Consider the following 23,978-nt stretch of genomic DNA (forward strand, 5'->3'; position numbering starts at 1 on the left):
GCGTCGCTAGCTCAGAGCCGCGATACCGGCCAGGAAAATGTCCACGCCGGCAAGGAATTGCTTGCGGTCGTCGTGCTCCCGCAACTGCGTCGCCGTCGCGTGGACGAACGGGTACCGGCCGGGATCCACGTGCGCCCATCGTGCGGCGACATCGTCCAAAAAGGCCGATCGGTCCGTGTCGCCGCCGACCAGGTACCGGGCGTTCGCGGCGTTCTGCACGGCGACGCCGAGAACGTAGTTCACGAGCGTGCCGGCCGCGTCGAAGCGCGCCCGCTCGGGGACGGCGAGTGCGTCCAGCAGCCTGCCGATGCTTTCGTAGAAGTCCAGCAGCGCGGGCCGCCACGGCTGCCGGGAGAGTTCCGCCCCGACCCAGGGGTGCGCGTCGATCGCGTCGAACAGGCCCAGCGCCAGGCCGCGCAGGGTTTCGCGGGGATCCGCGTCGGCGGCCACGCCGGACAGCACGCGGGTGATGACGTCGTCGGTGGCCGTCGCGAGCAGGTCGTTCTTGTCCGCGACGTGGTGGTAGATCGCTCCGTAACCGGTACTCAGCCGAACAGTGAGCGCGCGCAGGGTCAACGCGCGCTCACCGCCGCTGTCCAGCAGCTCCGTCGCGGCCTGGATGATCACTTCCCTGGACAGGCCGTCCGTGCGCCGGGGGCTCCTCTTCACCATGCGCTCCAGTATCGCATGATTGGAGCTACGATCCAATTTTGTGCTAGCTTGATTGGAGCGACGATCCAACGGAGGACACCATGACGACACCGGTCACGATCATCGGAGCGGGGCTGGGCGGCCTGACCCTCGCCCGCGTGCTGCACGTGCACGGCATCCCGGCCACGGTCCACGAGGCGGAAACGTCTTCGTCGGCGCGTACCCAGGGCGGGCTGCTCGACATCCGCGACTACAACGGACAGCCGGCGCTGGAGACGGCGGGCCTGACCGAAGAGTTCCGCGAGCTCATCCTCGAGGGACGTCAGGCGATGCGTCTCCTGGACCTCGACGGCAACCTCCTGCTGGACGTGCCCGACGACGGCACGGGCGGCAATCCCGAGGTGCAGCGCGGCGAACTGCGGCAGCTGCTGCTCGACTCGCTCCCGGCCGGCACCGTCCGATGGGGACACAAGGTCAGCGGCGTGCGCGCTCTGGGCGAGGGCCGCCACGAAGTGACCTTCGCCGACGGCGCCACCGCCACCACCAGCCTGCTTGTCGGCGCGGACGGCGCCTGGTCCCGGGTTCGCCGTCTGCTTTCCGGCGCGACGCCCGAGTACACCGGCATTTCGTTCGTCGAGACCCACCTGTTCGACGGCGACACCCGGCACCCGGCGAGCGCGAAAACCGTCGGCGACGGCGCGATGATGGTGCTCGAGCCGGGCCGGGGGATCCTGGCCCACCGGGAGCGCGGCGGGAACCTCCACACCTGGGTGATGCTCGCCAGACCGCAGGACTGGTTCGCCGACATCGACTTCACCGATCGCGCCGGGGCCACCGCCCGGATCGTGCGGGAATTCGACGGCTGGGCCCCGCACCTCACCGCGCTGGTCACCGCCGGCGAGACCTCGCCGGTCCTGCGCGCCATCCACACCCTGCCCCCCGGGCACCGGTGGGACCGCACGCCGGGGGTGACGCTGCTCGGCGACGCCGCCCACCTGACCGCCCCCAACGGCGAAGGCGCCAACCTGGCCATGTACGACGGCGCCGAACTCGGCCGGGCCATCGCCGCACACCCCGGCGACGTCGAGGCCGCGCTCACCGAATACGAGCAGGCGTTGTTCCCCCGCAGCGCGGCAGCCGAGGCCGAGGCGCCCGATCTTTACGTGATGCTGGGCGAGGGCACCCCCCACAACCTGATCAAGGCCTTCGCCGGGAGCTAAGGGCCGTGCTCTCCGGCGAGTGCCCGGTAAGCCGGCCGGAGCAGCTCGGCGACGTCTTCGCCGCCCACCTTGATCGCGAACGGCGGGGCCTGGTCCAGTAGCGCGTCGGACGACGTCCGCGGCCCGTGCAACGGCGCCGCGCCGCCCAGGCCTGGGGCCGGACCGCAGTCGAAGAACGTGTCCATGACTTCGGTCAGGGCCGGCGACCGGTCGTCAGGATCGAGCGGCTCAGCGGAAATGAGCCGGTTCTTCAGCTCCTCGAGCAGCGTCTCGCGGTTCCGGCCGCGCAGCGCGAGGATCGTGAACGGATCATCGCCGACCCGCGCCACGAGCGCCGAGAAGACGGCGTTCAGGTGGCCGCACGGCACCTCGACGTCGGGGCACGTGCAGTCCAGCGACACCTCCCGCGCCGACGTCGGGAACAGGGGCAGCCGGACCGCTTTGAAGATCTGTTCGACGTCCCGGGGCAGCTCGCCGGCGAGCAGCAGGACCGTGGTCGACGCTTTCGCGGCGAGGGCGTGGGTGATCGTCGCCCAGTCCGCTTTCCCGAACGCCGTCAGGCCGATTCGCACCTGGTGCGGCCGGCCGTCCCGCACCTCGGCGTCGACGCGCCCGGCGCCGACCGCCAAGGAGGTGACGCGTCCCCGGCCGGGCGCGGGCAGGAGGACGCCGATCGCCGTCAACGCCCGGATGAACCGCATCTCCCACCACGAAAGTGGCTCAGTCATCGATCGCGTCCTCCCCCAGCGTGAGCACCCCGCGCAGCGCGTCCGTGGACAGCTCGGTGAGCCAGCTGTCGCCCGCGCCGACGACCATTCCCGCGAGCGCGCGTTTCCTGGTGATCAGGGTGTCGATGCGGTCTTCGATGGTGCCCGGGCAGACGAACTTCCGGACCTGGACGTTCCGGCCCTGCCCGATCCGGAACGCGCGGTCGGTGGCCTGGTTCTCCACGGCCGGGTTCCACCAGCGATCCAGGTGCAGGACCTGGCTGGCGGCGGTCAGCGTGAGCCCGGATCCGCCGGCCTTGAGCGAGAGCAACAGGATCCGCGGCCCGTCGCCGGCCTGGAAGCGTTCCACGATCGCGTCTCGCGCCCCGGCTGCCAGGCCGCCGTGCAGAAACGCGACTTCGACGCCGAGCCGGTCCGACAGGTGGGGCACGAGCAGGTGGCCGAATTCGGTGTACTGGGTGAAGCACAGCACCCGATCGCCCGACGCCAGGATTTCCGCCAGGATTTCTTCGAGGCGGCTGACCTTGCCGGAGCGGTGCCCGATCGGGGAACCGTCGTGCAGCAGGTGCGCGGGGTGGTTGCAGACCTGCTTGAGTTTGGTGATCGCGGCGAGGATGTTGCCACGGCGCTTGATGCCCTGGCTGTTCTCGATCTTCTTCATCATCTCGTCGACGATCGCGCGGTACAGCGTGCCCTGTTCGCGGGTGAGCCGGTACTCCTGCCTGATTTCGATCTTTTCCGGGAGCTCGGGGACGATCGCGGGGTCCGTCTTCACCCGGCGCAGCAGGTACGGCTGCGTGAGCCGGCGCAACGCGGCGGCCGTGGCGGTGTCGCCGCTGCGCTCGATCGGGGCCGCGAACCGTTGCCGGAACTCGAACCGGCTGCCGAGCAACCCGGGGTTGAGCAGGTCCAGCACCGACCACAGGTCCGCCAGCCGGTTTTCCACCGGGGTGCCGGTCAAGGCGAGCCGGTGCCCGGCCGGGAACCGGCGCACCGCCTTGGCCGTCGCTGTGTCGGCGTTCTTGATGGCGTGCGCTTCGTCGAGCACCAGGCGCCGCCAGGTGAACGTCTCGAGTTCGCCGGCGTCACGGGCGGCGGTGGCGTAGGTCGTCACGACGAGATCGGCCGCGGTGACCTGCTCGGCGAGCTCGTCCCCGTGCGCGCGGGCACTGCCGTGGTGGGCGTGGACACGCAGGCCGGGGGCGAAGTTCGCCGCCTCCCGCTGCCACATGCCGACCAGCGACATCGGGCACAGCACCAACGTCGGCCGGCGATCGCCCGCTGCCCGCTCGATGGCCTCGAGCGCCAGCGTCTGGACGGTTTTGCCGAGGCCCATGTCATCGGCCAGGCACGCACCGAGCCCCAGCGCCGACATGAACGCCAGCCAGGCGACACCCCGCTGCTGGTAGGGGCGCAAGGTGGCGCGGAACGACGACGGCAGCTCGACCGGCCGCAGGGTCCGGTGGACCCGCCCGGCCAGGACGTCCCCGACCCAGCCGTCGGCGCTGACGTCGGTGACCGGGAGCGGCGCCTCCCGCGTGCGGTGGACGAGCTCCAGCAGCTCGGCCGCGGTGGGGCGGTGGCTTTGCCGGTGCGGGTCGCGGCGCAGGAACTCGAGACCGGCGCGGAGCCGGTCGGCGTCGACGCTGATCCACCTGCCCCGCAGCCGCACCAGCGACGTCTTCGCCGCGACGAGCTTCGCCAGTGTTTCTTGGCCGATTTCGTCGTCGCCCACCGCGATCGACCAGCGGAACGCGGCCAGCTCGTCGCGGCCCACCCGGCTGCGGGCGACGACCTGCTCCGACGGCGTGCTGCGGACGGAGAGCCGCAGCCCGAGCCGGCGCCGGCCGTCCCAGGTGGCCGGGAGCTGCACTTCGAACCCGGCCTCGATCAGCCGATTCGCGCCCGAGGTGAGGAACTGTTCGGCTTCCTCGACGGTCAGGTCGTACTCGGCCGGCTGAGTCCGGCGCAAGGCCGGCGCCAGCATCGGTTCCACCAGCGCGGCCCGGCCCAGTTCGGCGACGAACAGCCCCTTCGGATCCCGGACCAGCCCGTTCGCCTCGCCCGACCAGATCTGCCCCGCCGACAGCAGCAGGCTCGGATCGGCCGTCGCGCGCAGGAGGAACTGCAGCTGCCACTTGGTGCCGTCACCGGTCTGGTCGTCGGGATCGTCCGCGTCCGGCGGACGTAGAGTCCCGACTTCGGCCAGCCGGAAACACGCCCGGCCGTCGACGACGTCGGTATCGGCGACCCCGTCCCACTTGGCGACGGCGTCGGCCAGGACACCCAGCTCGTCCAGCGGCAGCTCGACGCGGGCACCGCCGCCCTGCAAAGCGGACAGCCACACCCCGGCCGCGCCCGGGCCCCCGCGCAGGTCGACGTGCGGATCCGCCCGCGCCAGCCGGTCCCGGACCGCCGTGTCGACCAGGGTGTGGAGGGCATCGGTGCCGAGCGCGCGCGGCGAGGCCCCGGTGAGCGGCGCGATCTGCTCGGCCCGCCCGACCGGCGGCATGGCCGCGACCAGCGCGTCGAACGCGACGAAATCCACGCCCTGGAGCACCGGGCGCCACCGGGCTTCCGCCGCGTCGCCCTGGCGGACCAGGGTCGGCAGTACCCGCCCGCGCCGCACCAGATCCGCGGCCAGGCGGGCCACCGCCCGCAGGTAGGTGACCGAAGCGCCGTACGAGGCCGAGTCGTCGAGGTCGTCCAGCTCGGTCGCGTCCACGATCAACGCCGGCACCGACCACGGCCGCAACGACGGCACACTCCGCTTACCTCCTGCCGCCGGCTCGGAGGAGGCGAGCGGCCGGTTCGCCCGCGACGGCAGCAGCACCGTCGCCGACGTGGGCTTGCCGGGATGCAGAGCGGTCAGCTGCGCGCTGGAGACGGCGAACGGATGCGGCAGCGCGATCCGCGCCGAACGGCTCGACGTGCCGGCCGGACCTCCGTCGCGCTCCGCCCAGAGCAGCAGACCCCGGCCCGGCGACCACAGCGCGTGCACCAAGGGCAAGGTCCGAGGCTCCTTCGTCCGATCCGGGTTTCCTCCAGATCGTCGCACGGCAGACCGGGCCGGCCCGACCTGCACCCCGGCCGGTTCGGACCGGGCTCGGCCCGAGAACCGCACCGGGGCGGTCGGGCTCCTGCTCACGTGGGACGCGGTGGCGATCGCCTACATGGCCCAGATCTACGCACGCGAGTACGTCGGCGAGCAGGGACTCTGTTCAGGTCACCTTGATGATGACCTTGCCCGAAGCGTGGCCGTTCTCGACAGTGGCCAAGGCGGCCGGTGCGTCGGACAGCGGGTGGACCGCGGTGATCACGGGCGCGAGGATCCCGTCGAGCGCCAACCGGGCGGAGCGCGCCAGGTTCTCGCGGTCGAGGCGGCGCTCGACAAAACGGCCGCCCAGCTCGGACACGGACTGATCGCCCACCGCGATGACGGTGCGGGGATCGCGGGCCAGCGGGACGACCGTCCGCAGCGAGGCGCCACCGACCAAGTCGACGATCCCGTCGAAGCCCGCCGGAACCAGTTCGCGGGCCGCGGCGACGACGTCCTCGGCGGTGTAGTCGACGAACCGCACCCCGATCGCTTCGGCCTGCTCGCGCTTGGCGGCGCTGCCGGTACCGATCACCCGCAGCTCGCGCGCCGCGGCCAGCCGGGCGACCGCGAGGCCGACCCCGCCGCCCACCCCGTTGACCAGGATCGTGGCACCGGCCGGAAGGCCGAGCTGGTCCAGCGCGTCCACCGCGGTCGTCCCGGCCACCGGCAGCGTCGACGCCACGGTCGCGGACAGCCCCGCCGGGATGCGCGCGGTGTTCGCCGCGGACAACACCGTCGTCTCGGCGTAAGTGCCGCCACCGGTGAGCGCGAAGCCGAAGACCGCGTCCCCCACCTCGAGCCCGTCGACGTCTTCGCCGAGGGCGAGCACAGTCCCCGCTGCTTCCATGCCCAGCACGCGGGGGAACGGGCGCCCGCCGTCGAGCCCGGGGACCAGTCCCGCGCGCAAGAGGTGATCAAGGGGGTTCACGCCGGCGACGTGAACCCGGATCAGCACCTCACCGCGACCGGGGACCGGATCGGGACGCTCGAAGAACTCCTGCACCTCGGGCCCGCCGAACCTGCTGAAACCCCACGCCTGCCCCATTTTCCGCCGCCTTCCGGATGACCGGCCCGGTGCTTCCGGGCGCTACGGCCATCCTCACCGCTCACACCGGTGTCAGGGGCAACCGGCTGAGGCGCGGGTCACAGCATCAGGCCGACCAAGGCCACCGGCTCCCCAGCCGGCTCCGCCCGGTGCCGGCGGTTGACCTCGATCACCACGTCGAGCGCGTCACGGGCCGCTGACGAGTCCGGGGCACCGGAACGCGAGTAGTCCTCACCTATCCGGGTAAGCGCTCATCCGGCGTGCAGGCTGTCGTGTGCACAAGGGGAATCCGCAGCGGATCGGAGATGTGATGCAAAGCGACTCGAGCGACGAGCACCGAGGCTTGCCTCTGCGGTCTTCGGCCGGGAGCCGGGACGAGTCAGAGCTCGAGGAAGCGTTCGACCGGATCGTCGACGAAGGTCGCGACCGGCTCGGACGTCCGTTGCTGCCGCTGGTGGCCACCGGCCTGCTCGGCGGCGTCGACGTTGCCGTGGGAGTGCTGGCGTACCTGGTCGTCGAGCACCAGACCGGACAGCCGCTGCTGGCTTCGGCCGCGTTCACGATCGGGTTCATCGCGCTGCTGCTCGCGCGCAGCGAGTTGTTCACCGAGAACTTCCTCGTTCCGGTCACCGCGCTGGCGTCCGGGATGGGTACCTGGCCACGGTTGCTCCGGCTGTGGCTGGTGACGCTGGCCGCGAACCTGGCCGGGGGTTTTGTCATGGCCGGCATGATCGTCGTCGCGCTGCCCGACCTTCGTGGCACCGCGGCCGCGAATGGCCTTCACTACGCCACGCTGGGCATCTCCTGGCGCTCGTTGCTGCTGGCCGTGCTGGCCGGCGCGGTGATCACGCTCATGACCCGCATGCAGCACGCGAGCGACAACATGGGAGTCCAGATCGTGGCCGCGGTCGCCATGTCCTTCCTCCTCGTCGGAGCACAACTGTTCCACTCGATACTCGACTCGATCGTCATGTTCGCCGGCCTGCTGGGTGGCGAGGCGCACTATTCGTGGGGCGACTGGGCCCTCGCCCTGGCCTGGTCGTCGCTGGGCAACCTCCTCGGCGGCATCGGCCTGGTCACCTCGATCCGGCTGCTCCGCGTGTCACACCGAGTCGAAGAGGCGCACCAGGAGGCCCGCGAAGAAGCCGGTGGTCAGGCCACCTGACCGGCCGGTGCGCTGACTCGAGTCCGTTCGACGGTGTCCACCACCATGTGGTCGCGGTCGCCATCCGCGACCGTCGGCAACGTCCACGGCCGCTCCACGCGACGCGCTGACTCGGCGCCTGCCGAGCGAGCACGGCAGCGCTCGGCGAACCGGAGCCGGCGAACCCGATGGCCGCGCGACGATTCCGGGCCGGGTTGATCCGAGCGGCGGCGGGTACCTGTCGGTCCTGTCGAAGAGGGAGAGCGCGATGACACCGGAGCCCGAGTTTCCCGCCGAGGCCGGCCCCGCTCTTCGGCCGTGGTGGCGCCGGCCGGTGGTGGTGGTCGCTGCCTGCGTCGCCCTCACCAGCGCTTCGTTCTCGCCGTCGCTCGATTCGAGCGCACCGGTGCGCGGCGCGGCGCCGACCGGGCGCTCACAGGGGATCGCCGTCGACGGCCGGATCGCCACGGGCGCCGATGTGCGGTCCGGCGTGCGGCACGGCTGATCTCGAAAAAACCTTTTGCAACCGAGGTTCTCGGGGGTGGGCACGGGTACGCGCGCTGGACGGTTGCCGATCCGTGCGGAGGAATCATGAGCCCGAGCCACTTTTCCCCGACCCGGGGTCCCGGCCGCGCCACCCGCGCGGCGGCCTCGACCGCCGACGCCACCGACCAGCGGCTGCACGCGGCCGGCGGCCTCCGCCGGCAGTTCAACAAGGTCTTCCCGACGCATTGGTCGTTCCTGCTCGGCGAAGTGGCGCTCTACAGCTTCATCATCCTGCTGCTGAGCGGGGTGTACCTGACGCTGTTCTTCGACCCGTCGATGCCGGAGGTCACCTACCAGGGCGTGTACTCGAATTTGCGCGGCGTGCCGATGTCCCGAGCTTTCGCCACGACCCTCGATCTGTCGTTCGAAGTCCGGGGCGGGCTCTTCGTGCGACAGCTGCACCACTGGGCGGCGCTGATCTTCATCGCCGCGATGATGGTGCACATGCTCCGGATCTTCTTCACCGGAGCGTTCCGCCGCCCTCGCGAAGCCAACTGGGTGATCGGCTCGCTGCTGCTGATCCTGGGCTTGTTCGAAGGGTTCTTCGGCTATTCACTGCCCGACGACCTGCTCTCCGGCACCGGCATCCGCGCCACCTTGTCCGGCATCGTGCTGTCGTTGCCCGTGGTCGGGACGTGGCTGCACTGGGCGCTGTTCGGCGGCGAGTTCCCCGGCGACGTCATCATCCCCCGGCTCTACACGATCCACATCCTGCTGCTGCCCGGCATCATGCTCGCGCTCGTCGGCGCCCACCTGGCCCTGGTCTGGTACCAGAAGCACACCCAGTTCCCCGGCGTCCGCCGCAAGGAGACCAACGTCGTCGGCGTCCGGATCCTGCCGGTGTTCGCGCTCAAGGGGGGCGCGTTCTTCGCACTGGTCACCGGCCTCCTCGCGCTGATGTCCGGGCTGTTCCAGATCAACCCGGTGTGGATGTTCGGCCCCTATGACCCGTCGAAGGTCTCCGCCGGCTCCCAGCCCGACTGGTACATGGGTTTTGCCGACGGTCTCCTGCGCGTCTACCCGCCGTGGGAGCTTTTCCTCGGCAACCACACCGTGCCGCAGCCGTTCTTCGCCGGCGTCCTCGGCATGACCGTGCTCTTCGGCGCCCTGATCGCCTACCCGTGGATCGAACGGCGGCTCTCCGGCGACATCGCCCACCACAACCTGGTCCAACGGCCCCGCGACGTCCCGGTCCGCACCAGCATCGGCATGATGGCGCTCGCCCTGTACGGCGTCCTGACGCTGTCGTCGTTCAACGACATCATCGCGCTGCAGTTCGACATCTCGCTCAACGCCACGACGTGGGCCGGGCGCATCGGGTTGCTGGTCGCCCCGCCCGTGGCGTACTTGATCACCTACCGGGTGTGCCTCGCACTGCAGCGCTCCGACCGCGAAGTCCTCGAGCACGGCATCGAAACCGGCATCATCACCCGCGCCCCCGACGGCACCTACCTCGAGATCCACCAGCCCCTCGACGGCAAGGCGCTGGCCTACCAGGGAGCGTCCGTCCCGAAGAAGCCGAACAAACTCGGGGCCGCCGGGCACGCGGTGCCCGGCAGCCTGCTGCGCCCCGACCCACCCGAAGAGACCGCGGCCCTGGAGGCGGCCGCCCGCCGGGGAGAGCTGCGCCAAGGCCTCGGCGGCGAGCCCACCACGGAAGACGGGGAGAGCCGGCCATGACCCCGCCGGACCCCGGCGGCACGGCGATACCCTCCCGCTGGCAGATCGACGTCCTCGTTTACGAGGAGACCAGCACCTACCCGGTGCTGCTCCTGCAGCCCGGCCACCACGACGACCACCACTGGCTCTTCCGGATGCTGCTGCGCGCAGGGCTGGCGGTTCCCACCGTCTGGGAGTGGGAGCGCGGTCTCTGGCCGCTGGCCGCGGGCTGTCACGTGGAGCTGTCCGAAGCCCCGTCCACGGTCACCGTGCACGTCGGCGGGCACAGCCTCACCGTCGGCTTCGAGTTCGCCGAACCACCGCTGCCCTGGCTGTGCGCCGCCTGCCGCCAGCAGCAGGTGCTGTTCGTGCTGCTGCCACCCCGACCGCACGCCGACGCCGATGCCGATGCCCTGATCATCGAGGACGTCGGTCTGCTGGGCATGTCCGCGCAGCGACGCGGCTGCCTGGCCGGCACCATTCCACTCGCGGCGCCCTGACCGTCAGGCCGTGCGCAGCCGGGCGACCGAATGGGCGGCCAGCCGCAGCCGTCCGCCGCGGTAAGCCACGCCGCCGCGCACAACCCGGATCCCGACCGCGAGCCAGCTGCACACTCCGCGCTCGGCCAGCCACAGCGGCACCCACAAGGCGCTGTCGGCCGGGAACACCGCCGCGCCGCCGGCCCGGCGCCGCCCGGCTTCGGCCAGCAGCACCGCCACGGCCACGCCGCCGGCGACTGTCCGTCGGCCGCGGCGCACCGCCAGCGCCACCGCCGGGAGGATCGCCAGCTCGGCGGTGAGCCGCCCCGGCTGCGCGAGGCTGTCGTAGGCCTGCCGCACCCGCTGGGACAGGAACGTGCCGACATCCGGCGGAAGGCGGCGCACGAGCGGAAACCGCAGATACCGGACACGGCCGCCGCGCGCCCGTACCGTGCGGATCAGCTCCAGGTTCTCGAACAGCACGTCGCCGTCATAGCAACCGAGCCGGTGGAACGCTTCACGACGCACGGCCAGCGTCCCGGGGTAGTCGTGGCCGAGGGCCCGGTTCAGCAGGCTGCGGGAGGTGTCCCACCGGCAGTGCCACGGCGTGGGCCGGAAGTGGTTCTGCGGCACGACAAGGTCCGCGCCGTCCAGGGCCGCGGTCACCGCGGCGAGGGAGTCGTCGTCGTAGCGGACGTCGTCGTCGGCGATGACCACTCGCCCGGCCCGCACCCGGCGCAGGCCGGTGATCACTCCGGCGACCTTTCCGTTGGCGCACCGCAGATCCTGGTCCGGCCGGACGTGCGCCACCAAGTGTCCCCAGGCAGACCGATGCCGTTCGAACCACGGCGGCGACGAGCCGTCGACGACCACGACCTCCGCCCGGGCACTCAACCACCGCAGGTACCCGATGAGGTCGGTGTCGTCCTCACAGCGCAGCGGCAAGACGTAGGCCGGCCGCTCGGTTGCCCTTTTCATGGTTCGGGATACCCCGGTGAACCCCGGTTACCCGTTGGTGGAAAGCGGATCCGCACGATGTCCACTGCGGAGTCCGCACAGAGCGGACGCGGCGCCGGCCGCGGCCGGCGAGCGGGCAGTCAATCGTCCGCCGTACCGACCCGAAGCACAACGGGTGCCTGCGTGGCGGCTGAGCGTCACCCGGAGTCGCCGAACTCCGTGATCAACCGGGACGTCAAGCCGCCGGCGATCGCGGGGAACGTGTGCGCACCGGGCACCGTGACTACCCCCGGGCTGCAACTTCAACCTCGACGGCGCCGTCAGCTACCTGTCCCTCGCGACGCTCTACATCGCCCGCGCGACCAACACCGCGCAACGCCGGCCGCCCGGAACTGTGAGACACGCGCGCTCGCTTCCGGACGTTTCGCCGGGCGTCGCCGGGGCAACCTCCCGAACCCAGCGAAGGAGGTGCCGCGGTGACCGAACCGCACCAGGCCTACGACCCGCCCCAGGACACCGGCGCCCCGGACTCGGTGGAGACCGATCCGGCTGCGCTGAACAGCGCCGAAGACCTCGACGAAGACCGGCTTCGCCAGGATCCCCTCGAAGAGGCCATGGACCCACCGGAGCACTGGACCGGCGTCACCAAGTACGGCATGACGCCGTGGGAGCAGGCTCACGACCGCCCGCTCGGCGAGCGACTTGCCGAGGAACAGCCCGACGTCGATGCCGCGGCCCCCGCGGTGGGCGACGACCGCGGGGCGAGGGGTTACGAAGAAGAGCTCGGCATCGCCGCGGACATTTCCGGCGGTTCGACGGCGGAGGAGATCCGTGAGCCCTCGCCGCCCGAGTGAACCCCGAGGGCGCTCTTCCCGTCCGGGATACTCGCCGGCCGAGCTCCGCCCGGTCTGACGCCGTCGGTCGACGACGTCCCGGCGCCGGTTTAGGCTCGACCGGCCCGGGTAGACGCTGCAAGCAAGCAAGCGAACGGAGGCGGCATGGGACCACGGAAGTGGCTCGAGTCGTGGCCCGTCTACCGCCAGCTGACCGGGACCGACCCGCTCGGCCGCGGCAAGGCGGCCGAATCGCCCCAATCGGCCGCCCGGAAGCCGCGCACTGCGAGCGCCGACCGGGTCGCGAGGTCGGTTTGCCCGTTCTGCGCCGTCGGCTGCGGCCAGCAGATCTTCGTCAAGGACGAGAAGGTCGTCCAGATCGAGGGCGACCCGCACAGCCCCATCTCCCGCGGCCGGCTCTGCCCGAAGGGCTCGGCGAGCAAGCAACTGGTCACCGGGCCACAGCGGGAGCAGAAGGTCCGCTACCGCGCACCGTACTCGACCGAGTGGACCGACCTCGACCTCGACACGGCGATGGACATGGTCGCCGACCGCGTGCTCGACGCCCGCCGCAAGGGGTGGCAGGACGCCGACGAACACGGGAAGCCGCTGCGGCGCACGACGGGGATCGCCAGCCTCGGCGGCGCCACGCTGGACAACGAAGAGAACTACTTGATCAAGAAGCTCTTCACGGCCCTGGGCGCGATCCAGATCGAGAACCAAGCTCGTATTTGACACTCGGCCACGGTTCCCGGTCTGGGGGCCTCCTTCGGTCGCGGCGGCGCGACGGACTACCAGCAAGACTTGCAGAACTCCGACTGCGTCATCATCATGGGCTCGAACATGGCCGAGGCGCACCCGGTCGGGTTCCAGTGGGTGATGGAGGCGAAGGCCCGCGGGGCCGAGGTGCTCCACATCGACCCGCGCTTCACGCGCACGAGCGCGCTGGCCGACGCCCACGTCCCATTGCGGGCCGGCACCGACATCGCGTTCCTCGGCGGCGTCATCAACCACATCCTGAGCAACGACCTGGACTTCCGGGAGTACGTGGTCGCCTACACGAACGCGTCCTTCCTGGTCGCCGAGGACTACCAGGACACCGAAGATCTCGACGGCCTGTTCAGCGGCTACGACGAGGCCAAGGCCGCTTACGATCCGACGACCTGGCACTACGAGAGCGTCGAGCCGAAGGAGACCGGGCACGGCAAGGAGCTGTCGTCGTCCTACCAGCACGGCTCGGGCGGCCCGGTCATCGAGGGCGGCAGCGAGGAGATCACCGCCGACCCGACGCTGCAGCACCCGCGGTGCGTGTTCCAGATCCTCAAGCGCCACTTCGCCCGCTACACGCCGGAGATGGTGGAGGCGACTTGCGGGACGCCGAAGGCGCTGTTCCAGCGCGTGTGCGACGCGTGGACGTCGAACTCGGGCCGGGAGCGCACGGCTGCGCTGGTGTACAGCGTGGGCTGGACTCAGCACAGCGTCGGCGCCCAGTACATCCGGGCGGGCTCGATCATCCAGCTGCTGCTGGGCAACATCGGCCGGCCCGGCGGCGGGGTCTTCGCGCTGCGCGGGCACGCCAGCATCCAGGGCTCGACCGACATCCCGACGCTGTTCAACCTGCTGCCGGGCTACCTGCCGATGCCCACGCCCGAGCACGCCACCCTGTCCGACTACGTCGACAGTATCCGCGGCGATAAGCAGAAGGGCTTCTGGCGCAACGCCGACGCCTACACCGTGTCGCTGCTGAAGGAGTACTGGGGCGAGAAAGCCACGCCGGACAACGACTTCTGCTTCGACTACCTGCCCCGGATCAACGGCGACCACGGCACCTACCGGACCGTCATGGACATGGTCGACGGCAAGGTGTCCGGCTACTTCCTGCTCGGCCAGAACCCTGCCGTCGGCTCGGCGCACGGGAAGCTGCAACGACTCGGCATGGCCAACCTCGACTGGCTCGTCGTGCGCGACCTGGTGATGATCGAAAGCGCTACCTTCTGGAAGGACGCGCCCGAGGTCGAGACCGGTGAGATCGCCCCGGAGGAGTGCCGCACCGAGGTGTTCTTCTTCCCCGCCGCCTCGCACGCCGAGAAGGAAGGGACGTTCACCCAGACCCAGCGGATGCTGCAGTGGCGCGAGAAAGCCGTCGAACCGGCCGAGGACCAGCGCTCGGACCTGTGGTTCTTCCACCACCTCGGCCGGAAGTTGCGGGAACGGCTGGCCGGGTCCACCGACGAGCGCGACCGGCCGCTGCTCGACCTGGCCTGGGACTACGAGGTGCACGGCGACGAGCCGTCGGCCGAGGACGTACTGCGCCGCATCAACGGCCAGGACCTCACCACCGGCAAGGAGGTCGGCGGCTACCTCGACCTCAAGGCCGACGGCAGCACCTCGTGCGGCTGCTGGATCTACAGCGGCGTCTACGCCGACGGTGTCAACCAGGCCGCGCGCCGCAAGTCCCGGTTCGAACAGGACTTCTACGCGCACGAATGGGGCTGGGTCTGGCCGCTCGACCGCCGCGTCCTCTACAACCGCGCGTCCGCCGATCCGGACGGGAAGCCGTGGAGCGAACGCAAGGCCCTGGTGTGGTGGGACGCCGACCGCCGCGAGTGGACCGGCCACGACATCCCCGACTTCGAGAAGACCAAGCCGCCGGACCACGTGCCGCCCGATGGCGCGGTCGGCCCGGCCGCACTGCGTGGCGACGACCCGTTCATCATGCAGGCCGACGGCAAGGCGTGGCTGTTCGCGCCGTCCGGGCTGGCCGACGGGCCGCTGCCGACGCACTACGAACCGCACGAGTCGCCCTTCCGCAACCAGCTCTACACCCAGCAGGGCAACCCGACGCGGAAGGTCTACGGCCGCAGGGACAACCCCTCGCACCCGTCGCCGCCCGAGGCGCACAGCGAGGTGTTCCCGTTCGTGTTCACCGCCGCTCGGCTGACCGAGCACCACACGGCGGGCGGGATGAGCCGGACGCTGCCGTACCTGTCGGAGCTGCAGCCGGACCTGTTCGTCGAGGTCTCCCCCGAGCTGGCGAAGCACCGTGGGCTCGCCCACCTCGGCTGGGCCCACGTGATCACCGCGCGGGCCGCGGTGGAGGCGCGGGTGTTCGTGACCGACCGGATGGCGCCGCTGCGTGTGCAGGACCGGGTCGTGCACCAGGTCTGGATGCCCTACCACTGGGGCAACGCCGGGCTCGTCTCCCGTGACGTCGTCAACGACCTGTTCGGCGTCGTCGTGGATCCGAACGTGTTCATCCAGGAAAGCAAGGTCGCCACCTGTGACGTCCGGCCTGGCCGGCGGCCCCGCGGCGTCGCCCTGACCGCGCTGCTCGCCGGGTACCGTTCCCGGGCGGGCATCACGCCGGAAACGGGTACCCGGGTCGCGACCGCCCACGACGTCCAGCACGTCGAGCCCGGTCACCGGACCGAGGAGGACCCCGCATGAGCATCGAGAACCGGCTTTCCGGCCCGCTGGCCGACGTCGCCGGGGAAGCCGGGCACACCGGGCACCCGCCGCGCGTCGGGTTCTTCACCGACACGTCGGTGTGCATCGGCTGCAAGGCCTGCGAAGTCGCCTGCAAGGAGTGGAACGACGTCCCCGAAGACGGGCTCGACCTGCTCGGGATGTCGTTCGACAACACCGGCGCGCTCGGCGCGAACTCGTGGCGGCACGTCGCCTTCATCGAGCAGCAGCGTCCGCTCGGTGACCAGTCGGCGGGGCTCGACGGGCTGCCGACCGGGCCATCGGCGATCGACGTGACCACTGCGTTCGTCGCCGATGAGCTGCGAGAAGCACCGCGCGGCGGCGGCGAACTGGGCACCTCACCCCTGCCCCGGGCACCTGACGACCTCGGCATGCCCTCGTTCGATCTGCCGGGCGCGAAGACCGGCACCGACGGCCGGACCGACTTCCGCTGGCTGATGGCCTCGGACGTGTGCAAGCACTGCACCCACGCCGGCTGCCTCGACGTCTGCCCCACCGGGGCGCTGTTCCGCACCGAATTCGGCACCGTCGTCGTGCAGCAGGACATCTGCAACGGCTGCGGCTACTGCGTTTCCGGCTGTCCCTACGGCGTCATCGACCGCCGCCCGGGCGACGGCCGCGCCCAGAAGTGCACGCTCTGCTACGACCGGCTCCACGACGGCCTCGAGCCGGCGTGCGCCAAGGCGTGCCCGACCGACTCGATCCAGTTCGGCGAGCTGGACGAGCTGCGCGAGCGGGCCGCCCGCCGCGTCGAACAGCTGCACGAGCGCGGCGTCGCCGAGGCGCGGCTCTACGGCCACGACCCCGACGACGGCGTCGGCGGCAACGGCGCGTTCTTCCTGCTGCTGGACGAACCCGAGGTGTACGGGCTGCCGCCGGACCCGGTCGTGCCGACCCGGGAACTGCCCGCCATGTGGAAGTACGCCGGGATGGCCGCGTCGGCACTGCTCGCCGCCGCGGTCGCCGCGTTCGGAGGACGCCGTCGATGAGCGAAGACCCCCTGCTCCGCGAACCGCGCAGCGACGCTCAGGCGTCCGACGCCCGAGCCGGGGTGTTCGGCCGCCGCAAACGGGGCGGCGGCTCCCGCGAAGAGCTGATGGTGCCGCGCGCCGAGTTCCGGTCGTACTACGGCCGGCCGGTGCTCAAGCCGCCGGTGTGGGAGTGGAAGGTGCCCGCCTACCTGTTCACCGGCGGACTCGCGGCCGGCACCTCGCTGCTGGCCGCCGGCGCCGACCTGACCGGACGGCCGCGGTTGCGCCGCGTGGGCCGCACCGGATCCCTCGCTGCGCTGCTCGCGAGCGGCTACCTGCTCGTCGCCGACCTCGGCAGGCCGGCGCGGTTCCACCACATGCTGCGGGTGGCGAAGCCGACGTCCCCGATGAGCGTGGGAACCTGGATCCTCACCGCCTTCGCGCCCGGCGTGGGCGTCGCGGCGCTCGCCGAGGTGCTCCCGGGCCGGTTCCGCCGCACGCTGCCCGGCAGACTGCTGCGCGCTACGGCACGGCCCGCCGGACTCGTGTCGGCGGTGATCGCTCCTGCCGTCGCGTCGTACACCGCGGTGCTGCTGTCCCAGACGGCGGTGCCGGCGTGGCACGAGGCGCACCCGCAGCTGCCGTTCGTCTTCACCGGCTCGGCGGCCGCGAGCTCGGGTGGTTTCGCGATGGCGCTGGTTCCGGTCAGGGAAGCGCAGCCGGCTCGTGCGCTGGCTGTCTTCGGAGCGGTCACGGAGCTCGCAGCGTCGAAGGTGCTGGAGCGTCGGCTCGGGTTGAGCGCCGAGGCCTACACGACGGGCAAAGCCCACCGGCTGCGAAAGTGGTCGGAGTGGCTGACCGCGGCCGGCCTGCTGGGCACGCTGGCCGCGGCGCACCGCAGCCGGGCGGTGGCTGCGGCCTCCGGCGCGGCGCTGTTCGCAGGCAGTGCGCTGCAGCGGTTCGGGGTCTTCGAGGCGGGTGTCGAGTCGACGAAGGACCCGAAGTACGTGGTGGTTCCTCAGCGCGAGCGCCTAAACCGCTGACTCAGGCGCTCTGGTCCTCGAGGTGCAGTGCGCCCTGTTTCCCGCCGTCGTCGCCAGCTCCGCGCACGCCCGGAGGTTCGTCCAGCGAACCTGTCAGGAATGGAGCCTCACGGATGCCGAGCTCGACGCCGCCCAGGTCGCGACCGAACTCGTCGACAACGCGATCCTCCACACCGACGGTGCCGGCCCCGTGCACCTCCGGCTGGAATACCGCCGCGGCATGCCTGCGCAATGGCAAAGTCGTCTGGGCAGTTTTGACCGTGGGGCCGGGTGGCTCCCGGTGTTCCCGGGCGAGGCCAGCGCAGTGGCCCATGCACGCGCCCTCGCTGTCGAGAACGACGTCGAACCTGGAAGCGGAAGCCGACGGATCACCGAATCCGGAGTCGATGGGCCCCGCCCAGACTGGGCGTGTCTGCTGGACGACGCGGCTGGCACCCTTCCCGCGCGGCGCCGTGACCGTCACGTCGGGCGCACGATCCAGCTCATGCCCGGGACGCCGGCGGGCCTGTGGAGAGCGACCGCCGACATCCCGGGCCCATGCAGTGCGCGGGGGCTAGCCGAGGCCCGGATCACGGGCGGCCCGCGGCCCCGACCCGGCGCCCGCCGCGCGAGCGGTGAGCAAGCCGAGCGCGATCATGCCGACGCCCAGGCCGAGGTGCAGCCAGTTGTCCGCCGTGTTGACCGGCACGAAGTTGGCGTCGCTGCCGTGGTCGATGAGCAGGCCGTACAACCAGAGGACCAGGTACACGACGCCGCCGACTACCAGGAACAACTTCGCGCCGCGCGCGGTGCGCGCCGCTGCCAAGCCCACGACCCCGAACAACAGGTGCACGATGTTGTGCAGGACCGACACCATGAACACGCCCAGCAGCATCGCCATCGAGTCGTGCCCGGCGAAGCTCAGCTGGTCGTAGTCGGTCGTGACACCCGGGACGAACCCGAGTACGCCGACCAGCAGGAAGACGACCGAGACGACACCGGCGGCGACCTGCACCGGTGTCCGTGCCCCGGTGGAGGTGGTTGCTGACATGGCGTTCCTTTCCGCACACGCCGCCGACGGACCCGGGTTGATCGTCTGGCGGCCGGTGCTACGGCGACCGGCATACCCGGCTCCCGAGGTGTTAAGCGCGGCCGTGGCTCACCCGACGGAGACGTGTCGGGCACGCCACGAGGGGTAGCCACTGCGGATGACGACAACGCGGTCCGGGAAGGCGGGTGCCCTGGAAGGCGTCCGGGTGATCGACATGGCGGCTGTGGTGATGGGGCCGTTCGCGGCGCAGATCCTGGGTGATTTCGGTGCCGACGTGGTGAAGGTCGAGCCGCCGGCAGGCGACATGACCCGCCACAGCCGGCCGCAACGGCACGACGGCATGGGCGCACTCGCGCTGAACGTCAACCGCAACAAGCGGAGCATGGCCATCGACCTCAAGACGCCCGAAGGCAAGGAGGCCTTCTTCGCCTTGGCGCGCACCGCCGACGTGCTGATCACCAACACCCGGGTGGGCGGGCTGCGCCGGCTGGGCCTGGACTACGAGGTACTCGCCCGCGTGAATCCCCGGCTGGTCTACTGCACCGCTCAGGGATTCCGCGGTGATTCGGCGCGCGCGGACCACGCCGCGTACGACGAAATCGTCCAGTCCGCGTCCGGTCTGACCGACCTGATGCGCCGGGCCACCGGACGTCCTACTTACGTGCCGACCATCCTGGCCGACAAGGTCTGCGCGCTCACCATCGTGTACTCGGTGCTCGCCGCCGTGGTCCACCAGCGCGCGACGGGCGAGGGGCAGCACGTCGAGGTGCCGATGACCGACACGATGCTGGCGTTCAACCTCGTCGAGCACCTCGCCGGGCAGACCTTCGAACCGCCGACGGGCGAGGTGGGGTTCCCGCGTTCGCTCAGCCCCGGCCACCAGGCGATGCCGACCGCGGACGGCTGGGCGTGCATCATCCCCTACACCCCGCGCAACATCCACGACTTCTTCACCGCCGTCGACCGCGCCGACCTCGCCGACGACCCGCGGTTCGCCTCCCCCGGCGCGCTGGCGCAGCACCACGCCGATCTCTACGGGCTGATCGAGCAGCTGGCCCCGGGCCGGACCACAGCCGAATGGGCCGAGCTCTGCGCGGCGCACAGCATCCCCTTCTCCCCCGTGCTCGATCTCGACCACGCCACCGAGGACACCTACGTAACCGAAGGTGGCCTGCTCAGCGTCGGTGAACACCCGACGGAAGGGCCCTATCGCGTCATCGCGAACCCGCTGCGGTTCTCCGCGACGCCGCCCACCATCCGCAGCCACACCCCGTCGCTCGGGCAGCACACCGCCGAACTGCTCACCGAGCTCGGCTACGACCCCGAAACGATCGCCGCGCTCGCGAACAAGGGAGTGGTCCGGATCGACGGGAACCCAGACCGAGAGGATCCGGCATGACCACCACCCAGCCCGTGTTCGCCACGCACACCGGCGACTTCTTCGACCTCGAAAACCTGCTGTCCGACACCGAGCGCGGCATCGTGACGCGGGTGCGCGACTTTCTGCGGACGCAGGTCGATCCGATCATCAACGACTACTGGGCCCGTGCGGAGTTCCCCTTCCAGATCATCGACGGCTTCCGCGAGCTCGACATCGCCGGCCTGATGTACGACGGGCTCTCCGCCCACCGCGGAACCCGGTTGCTCACCGGGTTCCTCGCCATGGAGATCTGCCGTAGCGACCCGTCGGTCAACACGTTCTACGGCGTCCACACCGGACTCGCGATGGGCAGCATCAACCGGTGCGGCTCGGACGAACAGCGGCAACGCTGGCTCCCGCCCATGGCCCGCATGGACCAGATCGGCGCGTTCGCACTCACCGAGCCCCACGGCGGCTCCGACGTCGCGGGCGGACTGGAAACCACAGCCCGGCGCGACGGCACCGGGTGGGTCCTCAACGGCGAGAAGAAGTGGATCGGCAACGCCACCTTCGCCGACCTGGTCATCGTCTGGGCCCGCGACGTCGAAGACGGACACGTCAAGGGTTTCGTCGTCGAGAAGGACACCCCGGGCTTCCACCCCACCAAGATCGAGGGCAAGGTCGCCCTGCGAGCCGTGCAGAACGCGAACATCACGTTCGCCGACTGCCGGGTGGCCGAGGACAACCGCCTGCACCGGGCGAACACCTTCCGCGACACCAGCGACGTGCTCCGCCTGACCCGCGGCGGCGTCGCCTGGGGGTCGGTCGGCTGCATGATGGCGGCTTACGAGCTGGCCCTGGCCTACGCCAAGGAGCGCGAGCAGTTCGGCCGCCCGATCGCGAAGTTCCAGCTCATCCAGGACCACCTCGCGACCATGCTGGGCAACATCACCTCGTCGCTGGCGATGGTGGTCAGCCTCGCGCAACTGCAGGACCGCGGCGTCAACAAGGACGAACACTCGGCCATGGCGAAGTCGGTGGTCACCACCCGCATGCGCGAGACGGTCGCGCTGGCGCGGGAAGTGTTCGGCGGCAACGGCATCCTGCTCGAGAACGACGTCGCCCGCTACTTCGCCGACGCCGAAGCCCTCTACAGCTACGAAGGCACCCGCGAAATCAATCAGCTGATCGTCGGCCGCGCGGTGACCGGCATGGGCGCGTTCGTATGAGACACGTACTACGCCATCCGGGTGTTACGGGCGTGTTCAATGCGGCTGGGAGACCCTTCACGTCGCGAAGATTCTCTCCGACGACGGGAACCGCCGGTGCGAGCGACGTCATCACCCGCACCGGCCTGCGGGCGAGGGTGGACGGGGAGGACCCCACCGACGACGAGCTCGAACTGATCGCGGCGACGCTCACCACAGCCGTCGTCCAGCGCGGCGGCTGAGCGTCATCCGGGACGTCAGGCGGCCGGAGGTCGCGGGGAGCGGGGCCAGATCTGGGGAAGGGACAGGTTGACCCGGACGCCGACGGGTACCTCCTCACCATGACCGGAACCCGGACCGACCTCGACGGCGAGGTCGCGGCAGGCGACCTGGTCGACCACACCTGCCGCCAGGCGATCAGGGCCGCCGGTACGGGCTGCCAGTCCGCATTCGATGCCGTGCGCTACCTCGCGGGACGTGAACCCGCATGACGACGACCGTCCGCTCGGAAGCGCGGCAAGGCATGCGCGTGGGACTCGTCGGCGTCGGACTGCTCGCGGTGTTGTTCGTCGTGGGCCTGCTGTGGGCGAAATGGCTGCCCTACGCGGCCAAGACGAGCACCATGGCGACCACCCACACCTGGTCCGGTGGCGCGATCTTCGCGAAGGCCGGTGCGCCCGGCTCCGCCCCCTCACTGTCCGGAGCCTGGCACTTCACGGTCGCGTACTTCCAGTCGGTGTGGCCGGCCGCGGTGGTCGGCCTGGTGCTCGCGGCGGCCGTCGACGCGCTGGTCCCGAAGGCATGGCTGCTCGCCGCGCTCAACCGGCGCTCGCGGTTCGGGCAGAGCCTCGCCGGCGGCGCGGCGTCGCTGCCAAGCCTGATGTGCACCTGCTGCACCGCGCCGGTGACCGTCGGCCTGCGCCGGCGCGGGGCCGCGGTGACGGCGAGCCTGGCGTACTGGGTCGGTAACCCGGTGCTCAACCCGGCCGTCCTGGTGTTCCTGTTCCTGGTGGCGCCTTGGCAGTTCGGCGTCGTACGCCTGGTCGTCGGGGTGCTGTTGGTGTTCGGGGCGACGACCGTCGTGGCCCGGCTCGCTCGGCCGCAGGTGTCCCCGGAAGTTCTCGCGGAGCCACTCGAACCGGTGCGGGTCCGCGATCTTCCTCTCCGGTACCTGCGCGCGCTGGCCCGGTTCGCCGTGGTGCTGATCCCGGAGTACCTCCTCGTGGTCCTGCTCGTCGGCGCGGTGAGCGGCTGGCTTTCGGACTTCGCGGACCTGACGACGCACCTGGGCGTGGCGGCCGTACTCGTGTGCGCCGTCGTCGGCACGCTGCTGGTGATCCCGACCGGAGGCGAGATCCCGGTCGTGCTCGCGCTGACCGCGGCCGGTGCCTCACTGGGCTCCGCGGGCGCGCTGCTGATCGCGCTGCCCGCGCTGAGCCTGCCGTCGATGGTGATGGTCGGCCGCGCCCTCTCGTGGCGGGTGACCGCCGCGATGGCCGGAGCCGTGGTGGTGATGAGCCTCGTTTCAGCCGTTCTGCTCAGTTTGCTGTGACACGAGCTCAGCGGTCGACGTCGGCTTCGGCGAGCGTGGTGGTCGCGGCCCAGCTCGCCAGGAGCTGGAGCCGTTCGGCCGAAGGAGTGTCGGGGCGGGCGGTGTAGGCGGTCAGGGTGAGCCCCGTGTCGGCGGACAGTTCCATGGCCTCGAAGTCGAGGACGAGTTCGCCGACGACCGGGTGGCGGAAGTCCTTGGTGCCGGTGCGGTGCAAGCGGACGTCGTGGGCGGCCCAGCGGGTGCGGAAGTCCTCGCTACGGGTGGACAGTTCGCCGATCAGGTCGGAAAGGTCGCGGTTGTGGGGGTCGCGGCCGGCTTCGGTGCGCAGGATCGCGACCGAGGTGTGACAAGACTTGTCGTAGTCCGGGAAGTAGTCGCGGGCAGCGGGGTCGAGGAACCCGAAGCGGGCGAGGTTGGGCAAGGAGACCTCGCTGGTGCGGGTGGGACTGTCGAACACCGGCGAGTACAGCGCGCGGCCGAGCAGGTTGACGGCCAGGATGTCCAACCGTCCATTGCGGACGAACGCGGCCGTCGTCGTCATGCTGTCGAGGATCTGCTGCACGACCGGCCGCACCCGCTGCGGAGAACGGCGGCGCTGGCCGGAGGCGGTGCGGGGCCGGCCGGCCGCGTTGGCGGCACGGGCCAGATCGAACAGGTAGACGCGCTCGGCCTCGTCGAGCTGCAACGCGCCGGCAATGGCGTCGAGGACGCTGTCGGAGACGCCGGCGAGGTTGCCCTTCTCGACGCGGGTGTAGTAGTCGGCGGAGACACCGGCGAGCATGGCGACCTCTTCGCGGCGCAGGCCCGGCACGCGGCGGTTGCCGCCGTAGTGCTGCAACCCGGCACGCTCGGGGGTGATCTTGGCCCGGCGGGTGACCAGGAAGTCGCGGACCTCGGTGCTCTTGGCGTTCACCCGCTCCACGGTACGACGGGCCGGACCCGCGAGGGGGGTTCTGTCGTGACCCG

The 23,978-nt window shown here is 70.9% G+C and carries 21 protein-coding genes and 1 pseudogene; 14 read left to right on the forward strand and 8 right to left on the reverse strand.

The window, feature by feature from the left end; genetic code table 11:
• Positions 1-6 precede the first annotated feature (6 nt).
• Positions 7-672 carry a TetR/AcrR family transcriptional regulator gene (locus AB0N03_RS34895; RefSeq protein ID WP_364380884.1) on the reverse strand — a complete coding sequence of 222 codons (666 nt, stop codon included), beginning with the start codon at positions 670-672 and terminating at the stop codon, positions 7-9.
• A gap of 80 nt (positions 673-752) precedes the next feature.
• On the opposite strand from AB0N03_RS34895, the gene AB0N03_RS34900 reads away from it, so the two are divergent.
• The gene (locus AB0N03_RS34900) at positions 753-1,871 is read left to right on the forward strand and encodes an NAD(P)/FAD-dependent oxidoreductase (protein WP_364380887.1); all 1,119 of its coding nucleotides are present in this window, start codon (positions 753-755) and stop codon (positions 1,869-1,871) included.
• Here the strand turns inward: AB0N03_RS34900 and AB0N03_RS34905 are convergent.
• From AB0N03_RS34905 to AB0N03_RS34915, 3 genes are all read right to left on the reverse strand, one after another.
• Positions 1,868-2,599, reverse strand: a complete 732-nt coding sequence (locus AB0N03_RS34905; protein ID WP_364380890.1) for a hypothetical protein — start codon at positions 2,597-2,599, stop codon at positions 1,868-1,870. The genes AB0N03_RS34900 and AB0N03_RS34905 overlap by 4 nt on opposite strands.
• Positions 2,592-5,609, reverse strand: coding sequence for a DEAD/DEAH box helicase (locus AB0N03_RS34910; protein WP_364380893.1), 3,018 nt, complete (start codon positions 5,607-5,609; stop codon positions 2,592-2,594). The genes AB0N03_RS34905 and AB0N03_RS34910 overlap by 8 nt, the downstream gene beginning before the upstream one ends.
• 211 nt (positions 5,610-5,820) lie before the next feature.
• On the reverse strand, positions 5,821-6,744 hold the full coding sequence (locus AB0N03_RS34915; RefSeq protein ID WP_364380896.1) for an NADP-dependent oxidoreductase: 924 nt from the start codon (positions 6,742-6,744) through the stop codon (positions 5,821-5,823).
• Positions 6,745-7,054: 310 nt separating this feature from the next.
• On the opposite strand from AB0N03_RS34915, the gene AB0N03_RS34920 reads away from it, so the two are divergent.
• The 4 genes from AB0N03_RS34920 to AB0N03_RS34935 all read left to right on the forward strand — a co-directional run bounded on the left by AB0N03_RS34920 (position 7,055) and on the right by AB0N03_RS34935 (position 10,593).
• Positions 7,055-7,909, forward strand: a complete 855-nt coding sequence (locus tag AB0N03_RS34920; RefSeq protein ID WP_364380899.1) for a formate/nitrite transporter family protein — start codon at positions 7,055-7,057, stop codon at positions 7,907-7,909.
• Positions 7,910-8,156: 247 nt separating this feature from the next.
• Entirely contained in the window at positions 8,157-8,393 is a 237-nt protein-coding gene (locus AB0N03_RS34925; RefSeq protein WP_364380901.1) for a hypothetical protein, read from the forward strand.
• Between the two features lie 86 nt (positions 8,394-8,479).
• The gene (locus tag AB0N03_RS34930; RefSeq protein WP_364380904.1) at positions 8,480-10,114 is read left to right on the forward strand and encodes a cytochrome bc complex cytochrome b subunit; all 1,635 of its coding nucleotides are present in this window, start codon (positions 8,480-8,482) and stop codon (positions 10,112-10,114) included.
• Entirely contained in the window at positions 10,111-10,593 is a 483-nt protein-coding gene (locus tag AB0N03_RS34935) for a hypothetical protein (protein WP_364380907.1), read from the forward strand. Before AB0N03_RS34930 ends, AB0N03_RS34935 begins: the two co-directional genes overlap by 4 nt.
• 3 nt (positions 10,594-10,596) lie before the next feature.
• On the opposite strand, the gene AB0N03_RS34940 is transcribed toward AB0N03_RS34935, so the two are convergent.
• Positions 10,597-11,550, reverse strand: a complete 954-nt coding sequence (locus AB0N03_RS34940) for a glycosyltransferase (RefSeq protein WP_364380910.1) — start codon at positions 11,548-11,550, stop codon at positions 10,597-10,599.
• Positions 11,551-12,005: 455 nt separating this feature from the next.
• Between AB0N03_RS34940 and AB0N03_RS34945 the strand changes: the two genes are divergently transcribed.
• The 4 genes from AB0N03_RS34945 to nrfD all read left to right on the forward strand — a co-directional run bounded on the left by AB0N03_RS34945 (position 12,006) and on the right by nrfD (position 17,862).
• Positions 12,006-12,383 (forward strand): hypothetical protein, encoded by a 378-nt coding sequence (locus AB0N03_RS34945; protein WP_364380913.1) that lies wholly within the window; start codon positions 12,006-12,008, stop codon positions 12,381-12,383.
• Between the two features lie 144 nt (positions 12,384-12,527).
• Positions 12,528-15,809, forward strand: coding sequence for a formate dehydrogenase (gene fdh / locus AB0N03_RS34950; RefSeq protein ID WP_364380916.1), 3,282 nt, complete (start codon positions 12,528-12,530; stop codon positions 15,807-15,809).
• Positions 15,806-16,837 carry a 4Fe-4S dicluster domain-containing protein gene (locus tag AB0N03_RS34955; protein ID WP_364380919.1) on the forward strand — a complete coding sequence of 344 codons (1,032 nt, stop codon included), beginning with the start codon at positions 15,806-15,808 and terminating at the stop codon, positions 16,835-16,837. Before fdh ends, AB0N03_RS34955 begins: the two co-directional genes overlap by 4 nt.
• Positions 16,834-17,862 (forward strand): NrfD/PsrC family molybdoenzyme membrane anchor subunit, encoded by a 1,029-nt coding sequence (nrfD, locus tag AB0N03_RS34960; RefSeq protein WP_364380922.1) that lies wholly within the window; start codon positions 16,834-16,836, stop codon positions 17,860-17,862. Before AB0N03_RS34955 ends, nrfD begins: the two co-directional genes overlap by 4 nt.
• A gap of 1 nt (position 17,863) precedes the next feature.
• Here the strand turns inward: nrfD and AB0N03_RS34965 are convergent, their stop codons facing one another.
• Both AB0N03_RS34965 and AB0N03_RS34970 read right to left on the reverse strand, forming a co-directional pair.
• Positions 17,864-18,325, reverse strand: a complete 462-nt coding sequence (locus AB0N03_RS34965; protein WP_364380925.1) for a hypothetical protein — start codon at positions 18,323-18,325, stop codon at positions 17,864-17,866.
• Positions 18,326-18,415: 90 nt separating this feature from the next.
• Positions 18,416-18,892, reverse strand: a complete 477-nt coding sequence (locus AB0N03_RS34970) for a DUF4383 domain-containing protein (RefSeq protein ID WP_364380927.1) — start codon at positions 18,890-18,892, stop codon at positions 18,416-18,418.
• A gap of 157 nt (positions 18,893-19,049) precedes the next feature.
• Here AB0N03_RS34970 and AB0N03_RS34975 point away from each other — a divergent pair, with 157 nt between their 5' ends.
• The 5 genes and pseudogenes from AB0N03_RS34975 to AB0N03_RS34995 all read left to right on the forward strand — a co-directional run bounded on the left by AB0N03_RS34975 (position 19,050) and on the right by AB0N03_RS34995 (position 23,012).
• The gene (locus AB0N03_RS34975) at positions 19,050-20,291 is read left to right on the forward strand and encodes a CoA transferase (RefSeq protein WP_364380930.1); all 1,242 of its coding nucleotides are present in this window, start codon (positions 19,050-19,052) and stop codon (positions 20,289-20,291) included.
• Positions 20,288-21,481 (forward strand): acyl-CoA dehydrogenase family protein, encoded by a 1,194-nt coding sequence (locus tag AB0N03_RS34980; protein WP_364380933.1) that lies wholly within the window; start codon positions 20,288-20,290, stop codon positions 21,479-21,481. The genes AB0N03_RS34975 and AB0N03_RS34980 overlap by 4 nt, the downstream gene beginning before the upstream one ends.
• A 32-nt stretch (positions 21,482-21,513) precedes the next feature.
• On the forward strand, positions 21,514-21,702 hold the full coding sequence (locus AB0N03_RS34985; protein ID WP_364380935.1) for a hypothetical protein: 189 nt from the start codon (positions 21,514-21,516) through the stop codon (positions 21,700-21,702).
• Between the two features lie 48 nt (positions 21,703-21,750).
• A pseudogene (locus tag AB0N03_RS34990) lies at positions 21,751-21,951 on the forward strand (thioredoxin-disulfide reductase); the annotation flags it as partial.
• Positions 21,948-23,012: a permease gene (locus AB0N03_RS34995; RefSeq protein WP_364380938.1), complete on the forward strand. Its 1,065-nt coding sequence runs from the start codon at positions 21,948-21,950 to the stop codon at positions 23,010-23,012. The pseudogene AB0N03_RS34990 and the gene AB0N03_RS34995, both read left to right, overlap by 4 nt.
• 7 nt (positions 23,013-23,019) lie before the next feature.
• Here AB0N03_RS34995 and AB0N03_RS35000 read toward each other — a convergent pair whose 3' ends face one another.
• Positions 23,020-23,925: a helix-turn-helix transcriptional regulator gene (locus AB0N03_RS35000; protein ID WP_364380941.1), complete on the reverse strand. Its 906-nt coding sequence runs from the start codon at positions 23,923-23,925 to the stop codon at positions 23,020-23,022.
• Positions 23,926-23,978: the final 53 nt, after the last annotated feature.

This window comes from Amycolatopsis sp. NPDC051061, assembly GCF_040682935.1.
In the GTDB taxonomy this organism is placed as follows: Bacteria; Actinomycetota; Actinomycetes; order Mycobacteriales; family Pseudonocardiaceae; genus Amycolatopsis.